This window comes from Streptomyces sp. NPDC002809, assembly GCF_040295435.1.
GTDB lineage: Bacteria > Actinomycetota > Actinomycetes > Streptomycetales > Streptomycetaceae > Streptomyces.
Map to the genome: position 1 here is coordinate 1 of NZ_JBEOVJ010000145.1, position 9,198 is coordinate 9,198.

Genomic DNA, 9,198 nt, shown 5'->3' on the forward strand with positions numbered 1-9,198 from the left:
CCATCATCTCGCACGGCAATGAGGGCCAGTCTGCGGCTACTTGCTCTGCACGTTCATCCGTACCTGCCTCTGCACATACGCGAGTACGCCGACACAGGGGTCATCGAGGATGTGCACGTCAACACGCTAGTGGGTCGGCTCAGTCGTCTCGATCGACTGCCGACCATCTTGTCCAGTCACAGTCACTCGGCTCCGTGCGCTCAACTGGCCAAGCACAACACTCAGTGGCCTACTGGAACCCTCAGTCACAGCAGCGGACGACCAGCCGACAGCCCCTACGACTCCACGAGTTAAACCTCAGTAGCCACTCTTAGAACTCCTAACGAAATGATCTTTGAGGTGATTGGATCGCTCCGGGACTGATGATCCGGGGGTGCGGGGTGGCTCGGCCGAAGCCGTGGGAAGTCGATGACGAGTTGTGGGCGGCGATCGAGCCGCTGTTACCCAAGGTTGAGCGCCGGACCCGGCACCCCGGGCGCAAACGGCATCCGGACCGGCTCGTGTTCCAGGGCATCCTGTTGTTCCTGCACACCGGAATCGCCTGGGAACACCTGCCGCAGGAACTCGGCTTCGGCTCAGGCATGACCTGCTGGCGCCGGCTGGCCGAGTGGACCGAGGCCGAGGTGTGCAGCGACTGCACGAGGCCCTCCTCGCCAGGCTCCGCAGCGCGAACGCCCTGGACTTCTCCCGGGCGGTCGTCGACGGCTCCCATATCCGAGCGTTAAAGGGGGCTCCAAGACGGGACGAAGCCCTGTTGACCGGGGCAGGACGGGCAGCAAGCATCACCTGATCACCGACGCCACCGGCATTCCGCTCGCCGCCACTCTGACCGGCGGCAACCGCAACGACGTCACCCAGCTGATACCACTCCTCCAGGCCGTGCCGTCCGTGCGGGGCAAGCGTGGCCGGCCCCGACGCCGCCCGGATGTGGTGCTGGGTGACCGCGGCTACGACCACGACAAGTACCGCCGCCTGGTCTGGGACCTTGGCGTGAAGCCGGTGATCGCCCGGCGCGGAACCGAGCACGGCTCGGGACTGGGCACCCAACGCTGGGTAGTGGAGCGCGCATTCGCCACCTGCACTGGTTCCGCCGCCTGCGGATCCGCTGGGAGATCCGCGACGACATCCACGAAGCCTTCCTCACCCTCGGATGCGCACTCGTCTGCTGGCGGCGCCTGCGCGCTCTGGTGACCGATGCAGTGAGCTAGCGGACTGCCGCTAGCCGGTTAAGGACTTCCCTGGGGGTGAAGCTCCAGCCGACCAGACGCGGCCCGCTCCAGTTGATGCCGATCACGAGTCCGTCCCGGGCGGCATCGGGCAGTACAAGATCGCACCAGGTGTCCAAGGGCATGGAATCGACGCGGAGCCCACGTCCCCAGATCTTCGCCGCCCTCTGGGCCCGGGGCGAGGTCGACCAGAAGGGAAAGCTTCGCGTGCCGTCCGCGGAGAGGTGAGTCGGGCTTCCGTCGTCATCCCGGACAAGCCAGACCACTCCGTTTCCACGGACATCTCGGAAGAATGCCGCCGCTTGCGAACCGCTCTGACTCATGGCCACCGAGCCTAGCGTTCCCCAAGACCCATTTCGTTAGGAGTTCTTAAAGAGTGTTTTGTCCTGCCGGGGGTGTTTGGTAAGGCGGCGGATCACGGTCACTCCTGGGTGCGATTCGTGGGGTTCAATGCGGCTATGGGGAATGCTCTGTGGGACCGACTCTCGGTTGAGGTGCAGGCTGAGGTGGACGGCCTCGTTTCGGCCGGGCGGAATGTGCAGGCCATTGCCGTGATGCGTGAGCGTGCCGGTCTGCCGACTCCGGGTCTGCATGAGTGTGTTGACCTGGTGGATCAGCGATTCAGGGTGTTGCGGCAGAGGTCGGCGAGCTCGTGATGGTGCGGCGGCCAGGGGTCATGCGTCGCGCCAGTTCGGGGTCGATTCGCGGGTGAGCCGTCGGCTCATGAGGTCGACCATGGCCACCTTGATCATGGCTTCGGAGCGGTGGGGATGGGTCTCGTAGTCGCGGGCGAGGCGGCGGTGGTGCATGAGCCAGCCGAAGGTCCGCTCGACGACCCAGCGTCGCGGAATCACCTTGAAGCCCTTCTGAGCGGGGTCGCGGCGGGTGACTTCGACGTCGATACCGAGACGGGCGCCGTGGTCGATGACTTTGGTGCGGTAGCCGGTGTCGGCCCAGGCTTTGGTGATGCGGGGGTGGCCTTCGGCGATGTCCGAGAGCAGGTGGATGCCGCCGGCGTTGTCGGAGACGCTGGCGGCGGTGACCAGCACGGCCAGGAGGAGGCCGAGTGCGTCGACACCGATGTGACGTTTGCGGCCTGCGATCTTCTTGCCCGCGTCGATGCCCTGGCCGGCCGCGGGCACGTTGGCCGAGGTCTTGATGCTCTGGGCGTCCAGGACGCAGGCGCTCGGCTCGGCGTCGCGACCTTCGGCCTCCCGGACCAGGCGCCGCAGGAGACCGTTGAGCTGGTCGAAGACCTCGTCCTTCTGCCAGGCGGCGAAGTAACCGTAAACCGTCTCCCATGGGGCGAAGTCGTGAGGCAGATACCGCCAGGGAATCCCGGTCCGGTCGACATAGAGGATGGCGTCCATGATCCGCCGCAGATCGTGCTCGGGCGGCCGCCCGATATCCAGGCCCTTCCCTCTTCGCTCGGCCCGCCAGGCCATCAGAGTCGGTTCCAGCAGTTCCCAACGGGCATCGGAGAGGTCACTTGGATAGGGCCGCTGCTTACGAGGCATGTTTCTGTAGTACCGATGGCCGCCGCCCCGCCACAGGGCGCAAACCGGTGCGACCGGGGGCGCGTTGGGATCAGACAGGAGCGAAGGGACCGAAACGGGCCCCCGAAGGCCGTCATTCGCCTCACCCACCACAAGACATGTCTACTGCCCCAGCCGACACGAAGCGGTTCGTCATCTGAACTGCGATGAAGCACCCCTGTCGGGACGAAACGCTCTTTTAAAGAGTGTTTTGTCCTGGCAGGGCTATTGATATCTCGGGCGCCGGGGCGGCTTCAGGTAGTCGTGCGTGTGTGACGATCGGGTCGTGTGGGGCCCGTACTCTCCAGTTGCGTGCGGGATCGCCCGTAGAGGCAAGGAGGGGTGTCGGGAGTGGGTAGTGTCGGAACAGCGCGGCTGCTGATCAGCAATGGAGCTGAGTCCGCGCTGGAGTTGACCGTGGAGCCCTGGGCAGAGACGCACCAGATGCTCCCGAAGCAGACGTGGGTTGTTGTCACCCACTCGCCTGCAGCGGATGGCTCATGGTCGGGAACTCTGCGGGGGGACGAACCATTCCAGGTCGACCATCGGCCCGAATCGGTCACGGTGTGGGTCAACGGAAACTGCTTCCACCTCAGTGACGCGGAGGAGAACGCGATCGACTCGGCCGACTGGCACTGCCCTGCTCAGGGCGCTTCCTCCTGACTCAGGAGTCGCGCCAGTTCGAGGTGGATTCGGGGGTGAGTCGTCGGCTCATGAGGTCGACCATGGCCACCTTGATCATGGCTTCAGAGCGGTGGAGGTGGGTTTCGTAGTCGCGGGCAAAGCGGCGGTGATGCGTGAGCCCGCCGGTTGGGTCGGCCGGCTGCCGCCGGTTCCACCGTTGCCACGAACGCGAGGCTGAGCACTTCCTCGCCTTTGTCGGCATAGCCGCACTCCTCATCTGCCACCACTGATTGGCCACTCTGCTCAGGGCCTGAGCTGGTCCTGCTGCACGTCGAAACAGATCAGCCCCATCGAGTCGGCCAGGGCTGCCGCGTAGGCTGACGCTTCCTCGGCCATGCTCCAGCTCATTCCGAAGTAGATGAGCGGACCGCTTGCACTGTCGATCAACGGGCCGACCGACCAGGGCGAGGTCTCCTCCTCGTCTTCGGTGATGTCGCACCACCGCTCTAGAAGAGCGGTGACATAGGCCGCTATGAGTTCGGACGCCGGCTCTCCGGCCTCGCCATCGAGATAACGGTCGTATAGGTCACTGAAGAAGCGGCGGGCGATCTTGTCATCCGGAGGCTGATCGCCTTCCCGGACAGCCAGGTCGTAGCTCATGCCCGGAGGCTCCCACACCGCACTGACACACATCTGAGCCGGTCAACACCACGCGCCAAAGCCAAAGGAGGCGATGTCTCAGCGCTTGTTCTTCAACCTTTGGCAGGGACTCAGTGAGACCGGTAGGTTCTCCGCAGTGACCTTGATGGAGACACAGGGCCTCGTGTCGTTGACGGACGAGGCTCAGTTGCGCTGGATAGCGCTGGGAGACACCACCCGGCAGCCGCCCGTAGTCATGCTCCATGGCGGTCCGGGTCTGCCGGACTACCTGGGCGATGTCGCCACCATGCTCGCGGACCTTGCGCCCGTCTACCGGTACGACCAGCGCGGCACCGGCCGGTCGCCGTGGCAGGGGCGCCATTCCCTGGCCCGGCATGTCGACGATCTCGCCGAGCTGCTCGACGCATGGAACGTGTCCAAGGCCGTGCTGATTGGACATTCCTACGGCACCGAGCTGGCGAGCCGGTTCTGCCTGGCGCACCGTGACCGGGTTGCCGCGATGCTGCTGATGTGCGGGCCGTTCGTCGGTGATTGGCGCTCAGGGGACCGAGCGGAACGCGATCGCCGTATGTCCGTAGTACAGCAGGAGCGGCTCCGCGCTTTGGAAAAATTGCCGGACCACACGGAGGCACAGGAAGTCGAGCTGCTCACGCTGGCCTGGTTCACCGACCACGCCGATCCCGAACGCGGGTGGCACTGGGCCGCGCGGAGCAGCCGACATCGTCGCCCTGTCAACTGGACCATGAACGGTGAACTTGGCAGGCAAGGACGCGCGGACCCGCTCGATGCGCATCTGGCCGAGTTGCGCGCGTGCCTGCCCCCGCGAACGGAGCTCCTTGGTGGGGCCGACGATCCCCGCCCTGTCTCCGCTCTTGAATCACTCGCGCTCCGGCTCGATCTTCCGCTGAGGCGGATCGAGGCCGCTGGGCACGAGCCCTGGCTGGAGCAGCCTGACGCCGTGCGTACGCACATTCGGCAATTCGTGCAAGGCACGGTGGGTTCCTAGGGTTTTGGCCGGTTTGCTGGCTGACGTCGTCCTCAGCTATTGGCCTCGCGGAGCACCCGGTGTCGAAATAGGCCTCGAACTGCGTCTCTCACCTGGAGGTTCGCCGGACGTGGTCGTGCACCTTTGTCTGATCATGTGCTCCGACCAAGGTGCACGTGACCATGTTGCGCCAGCGCAGGTAGGCGTGCAGGGCCCGGTTGGGACGGTGTAGTTGGTGTGGTGGGAGTTGGCGGCGGTGAACTGCCGCAGCGGTTCGAAGTGGGCTTCGATCGGGTCAACCCAGGACACGTAGGTTGAGATGAAGCACAGTTCGACCCGGTTCCTTTTTCGCCCAGCGCCGGATCTCTTCGCCTTTGCAGGCGGAGAGGTTGTCCAGGATCACGTGGATCGGGGCGCCGTCCGGGCGGGCAGCGCGAATCGACCAGCGGGTGAAGGGCTGCCCGAGCTTGGTCGTGCGGGTGGTGGCCGTCGCCGCGACGAAGCCCTCGTCGTCAGGACCGAGCAGGCGGGGACGGCCTCCCGTCCACGGGGGTCCAGGAAGGCCCCATCTCGTTGAACCGGTGGCTCACGTCCCGGACGGTGTCCTCGTCGGCCTGTACCAGCTTGGCAATCACCGGAACACGGTTCCCGCCGGCCGAGGCCAGCAGCATCACCGCGCGTCGGTAGCGCACCGTACTGGTGCTTCCCCTACGCAGATCCGCCGCAGCTTCTGACCTTCCCCGTCGGTCAACCTGCGCAGGCGGACAGACTCAGCCACCACACCTCCAGCAATCGGATGGATCGTCACCGGACATCCAGCCGTTGGAACAGCCAACCCGGCGAACCTACGTGGTCACAGCATCCGCGATATCGGCGAACCTTCTCACCCGGCGGAGCGCGGCGCCCGCTCCCCTCGCCGTCCTTCAAACGCGGTGGACGTCCTCGCCATCCTCCGGACGGGGTGGACGTCCTCGCCCACGGCGAGGACCGGATCATAGGGCTCTTCCTCACCGATTCCTGCGAGGATGCCTCTCGGGCAGCGGCCTCCGGCCGTCTCCCGAATCCACTGCCACTTACAGACGTTGGCCCGTGAAACGAGCGGTCCCTCACCCGTCCGTGATGAACCGGCTCAGCCGGTACGTGGTCGGCTGCGTCAGGCGGCCGCACAGCGTGTCGATCCGGATCGTCGCCTGGTCGACTCGCGCTTCCTGAAGGCTGCGCATGCAGGCGCGCAACTCCGCCTGGTCCCGCGTCTCGAAGATCACTTCCCACCGTCCCAGGTCCGACGCCGTGCGGGCGGCAAGCCGCTGCCTCTCGGCTTCCTGCCGCCGCCTCCTCTTCGCCTGCCCTGGCACCGGCCCAGAATCGCAGGTCGGTGCCGACGCATCAAGAGACCCGTAACGAGCGTGCTCCCCCGACCGCCGGTCGACCCGGGAGGCGCGACGCACGTAGGGGATCCACTCCACCTCCACGACTTGGTCACAAATTCATCACCACCGGAACATCACCCTCCCCCGCCGCTTCGGCGCGGCTAACGTCACCTCTCCACGCACTTTCAGGGGGACGCATGTCGCACAATCCGCCGTCCGTTCAGCCGCCTTGGGGGCAGCCGCCACAGCCCGCCGACCCCAACCCGTATGTGGGTCCGCCACCGCCCGCGCCCCGACCGGGCTGGGCCAGGAAGCGGATCATCGTCCCCGCGGCGATCGTCCTGTTCTTCATCGGCGTCGGCATAGGCGGAGCGGGCGAGGGCGAGGACGCCAAGACCGAGAAGACAGCCACGGCCTCGGCGGCGCCCACGGTGACCGTCACAGCGACCGCCACCGCATCGGCGAAGCCCGGCCCTGCGCTTACGGAGACCGTCACGGCCAGCCCGAAGCCGGTACCCACCGTCACCAGGACGGTGACGGTCAAGGTCACCGTCGCACCCGATTCCGGCACATCCGGAGGCTCCGAGTCCGACGGCGGCGACGGCGACGGCAATGGCGGCGGCGCGACGTACTACGCCAACTGTTCTGCCGTTCGGGCAGCCGGCGCCGCACCCATTCGCACAGGGGACCCCGGCTACGGGTCACACCTCGACCGCGACGGTGACGGTATCGCCTGCGAATAGGAGAGCTGCGGAACCTCCATCCGGCGCATGCGCAGTCGGATGGAGGTTTCGCTGACTTCTGACTTCCGGCCCTTGGGCCGGGTGATTCCGCCCGTGGTCCGCAACGACATGTCGACGGGGCGGGACCGCGGCCTTCGCAACTGGTCCCCGATCCGGCAACCAGCCGTGCCGCCCCCGGGCTTGACGTACCCGGTAATGACGCGGGCGTGCTGCGAGACCCTGCTCCGGTCGCTCCATGCCTTCGGCATGGATGAGAGCCCGGGGCCGGTCGTCACCCGTTCCCCGCCGGCCGGGATCGCTGACGCGCCACCAGTAGCCGTCGCGCCGCGCGTCGAAGCCGAGCGTGACTCATCGTTCTCGCAGCCGTCCCGCCGGCCGGAACTCAGCCCCCTCCGGGCTAACTCAGCCCCTCCGGGCCCCGGCCGTTCGCTGTCCCGCGGCCCGGCCCGGCGGCCCGCACGTGCGGCACCGACTGGACCAAGAGTCCTGCTTGACCGTCACGGACTGGCGCGCCCGATGAGGGCCCCCGTTACCGCAGGCCGTCCAGGAACTCGATGACCCGCCTGGTCAACAGCTCCGCCGCGTCCTGGTCGTACGACGGCAGCGAGGAGTCAGCGAACAGGTGCTGCTTCCCGGGGTAGAGGAACAGCTCGGCACGGTCGTCGTCGGCAGTCAGCTCCCTGGCGGCGTCGAGGTCTCCCTCGTCGGCGAAGAACGGGTCGCCGTCCATCCCGTGCACCTGCACCGGGACATCGGCCGGCCAGGCCTCGCCGAACTCGGACACCGGCAAGCAGGCGTCGAAGAGCAGAGCGCCCTTGGCGCCCGCGCGGGTCTGGGCCAAGCGCTGGGCCGGCATGACTCCGAGGGAGAAGCCCGCGTAGACCACCTCGACACCCAGCGGCTGAACAGCGGCGATCCCGCGCTCCATGACGGTGCCGAACCCCGTCCGGCTCGCGTAGCCGATGCCCTCCTCCAGGCTGTCGAAGGTGTGCCCCTCGTAGAGGTCCGGCACGTGGACGGTATGGCCTGCCCGGCGGAGTTCCGCCGCGAAAGCCTCGACTCCGGGGGTCAGCCCCTGAGCATGGTGGAACAGCACAACCTCGGTCACGGCCTGCCCGCTTTCGCCTCGTCGAACGATCCATATTTCTCGAACAATCGGCGATGCTAGTCTAATCCAATCATGCCGAGCAATACTCCCGACTACGACCTCGACGAGACGATCGAGCTCACCACCGCCGCGCAGGTGCGGGCCATCAGCGACCCCCTGCGCACCACCATCCTCGGGCTGCTGCACGAACGCGCCGCGACTGTCACCGAGCTCGCCGCCGCGGTCAAGCGGCCGAAGAGCACCGTCGCGCATCACGTCGCGGTCCTGGCCAAGGCCGGCCTGCTGCGCGTGGTGCGGACGCGCAAGGTTCGGGCGATCGAGGAGCGCTACTACGGGCGCACCGCACGGATGTTCTTCGTCGGGCTCGGTCGGCAGGCGGCCGGCGGAGCGCTGCCGCCCGACTTCAACGACTTCGAGGTCGCGGCGAGGGAATCTGCTGCGGCGTACGAGCTCGGGCGGCTACGTCAGTTCATCCGGCGGGCCCGGATCTCCGAAGAGCAGGTGGCCGAGTTCTGGGAGCGCATCGAGCAGCTGATCCACGAGTTCGACGGGCTGCCGCGCACCGGCGAGACGGTCCACGGCTTCGCCGTCGGCGTGTATCCGATCCCCGACTACCCGACCCTGCCGCCGACTCCGGAAACCGGCGAACAGAGCTGACGCTGTGCGCTCATCCCCCTCCGGCCGCCGCGATCAGCACTTCCGCTCGGTCAACGCGGCAAGGGGACTGTGCCAGTTGGCGCATCGGAAAGTGACCCGGTCGTACGAGAGCAATCAGCCTGAGCAGAAGGGGCTGTACGGGCAGCGGGCAGCCGTCCACCTCATCACCCGGCCGGTCACCGCATGACTGAGCCCCGGTCCATCAGGCCCGGGGCTCAGTCACCACGCCAGCGCCTTCTGCTGTGCCGCAACGCTGCGGCGGATGCGTCGCCGGCTCTGCGCCAGGTAGC

At 66.9% G+C, this 9,198-nt stretch carries 8 protein-coding genes and 3 pseudogenes; 4 read left to right on the forward strand and 7 right to left on the reverse strand.

Features of this window, described 5'->3' with window-relative positions:
* The first annotated feature begins 362 nt into the window (after positions 1-362).
* Positions 363-1,208 (forward strand): annotated as a pseudogene (locus tag ABT025_RS38645) (IS5 family transposase).
* Here the strand turns inward: ABT025_RS38645 and ABT025_RS38650 are convergent.
* The 4 genes and pseudogenes from ABT025_RS38650 to ABT025_RS38670 all read right to left on the reverse strand — a co-directional run bounded on the left by ABT025_RS38650 (position 1,205) and on the right by ABT025_RS38670 (position 4,045).
* Positions 1,205-1,549, reverse strand: coding sequence for a DUF2750 domain-containing protein (locus ABT025_RS38650; protein WP_351003429.1), 345 nt, complete (start codon positions 1,547-1,549; stop codon positions 1,205-1,207). The pseudogene ABT025_RS38645 and the gene ABT025_RS38650 overlap by 4 nt on opposite strands.
* 351 nt (positions 1,550-1,900) lie before the next feature.
* On the reverse strand, positions 1,901-2,743 hold the full coding sequence (locus ABT025_RS38655) for an IS5 family transposase (protein ID WP_351003431.1): 843 nt from the start codon (positions 2,741-2,743) through the stop codon (positions 1,901-1,903).
* Between the two features lie 682 nt (positions 2,744-3,425).
* A pseudogene (locus ABT025_RS38660) lies at positions 3,426-3,572 on the reverse strand (IS5 family transposase); the annotation flags it as partial.
* A 116-nt stretch (positions 3,573-3,688) separates the two neighbouring features.
* On the reverse strand, positions 3,689-4,045 hold the full coding sequence (locus ABT025_RS38670; RefSeq protein WP_351003433.1) for a hypothetical protein: 357 nt from the start codon (positions 4,043-4,045) through the stop codon (positions 3,689-3,691).
* 73 nt (positions 4,046-4,118) lie between these two features.
* On the opposite strand from ABT025_RS38670, the gene ABT025_RS38675 reads away from it, so the two are divergent.
* Positions 4,119-5,051, forward strand: a complete 933-nt coding sequence (locus ABT025_RS38675; protein WP_351003435.1) for an alpha/beta fold hydrolase — start codon at positions 4,119-4,121, stop codon at positions 5,049-5,051.
* A gap of 169 nt (positions 5,052-5,220) precedes the next feature.
* Here the strand turns inward: ABT025_RS38675 and ABT025_RS38680 are convergent.
* Both ABT025_RS38680 and ABT025_RS38685 read right to left on the reverse strand, forming a co-directional pair.
* A pseudogene (locus ABT025_RS38680) lies at positions 5,221-5,808 on the reverse strand (helix-turn-helix domain-containing protein); the annotation flags it as partial.
* 328 nt (positions 5,809-6,136) lie between these two features.
* Positions 6,137-6,295 (reverse strand): hypothetical protein, encoded by a 159-nt coding sequence (locus tag ABT025_RS38685; protein WP_351003436.1) that lies wholly within the window; start codon positions 6,293-6,295, stop codon positions 6,137-6,139.
* A gap of 302 nt (positions 6,296-6,597) precedes the next feature.
* Here ABT025_RS38685 and ABT025_RS38690 point away from each other — a divergent pair, with 302 nt between their 5' ends.
* On the forward strand, positions 6,598-7,143 hold the full coding sequence (locus ABT025_RS38690) for an excalibur calcium-binding domain-containing protein (RefSeq protein WP_351003437.1): 546 nt from the start codon (positions 6,598-6,600) through the stop codon (positions 7,141-7,143).
* Between the two features lie 529 nt (positions 7,144-7,672).
* On the opposite strand, the gene ABT025_RS38695 is transcribed toward ABT025_RS38690, so the two are convergent.
* Complete coding sequence (locus tag ABT025_RS38695) at positions 7,673-8,251, reverse strand: dienelactone hydrolase family protein (RefSeq protein ID WP_351003438.1); 579 nt, start codon at positions 8,249-8,251, stop codon at positions 7,673-7,675.
* Between the two features lie 72 nt (positions 8,252-8,323).
* Here ABT025_RS38695 and ABT025_RS38700 point away from each other — a divergent pair, with 72 nt between their 5' ends.
* Positions 8,324-8,908 (forward strand): ArsR/SmtB family transcription factor, encoded by a 585-nt coding sequence (locus tag ABT025_RS38700; protein WP_351003439.1) that lies wholly within the window; start codon positions 8,324-8,326, stop codon positions 8,906-8,908.
* Positions 8,909-9,198: the final 290 nt, after the last annotated feature.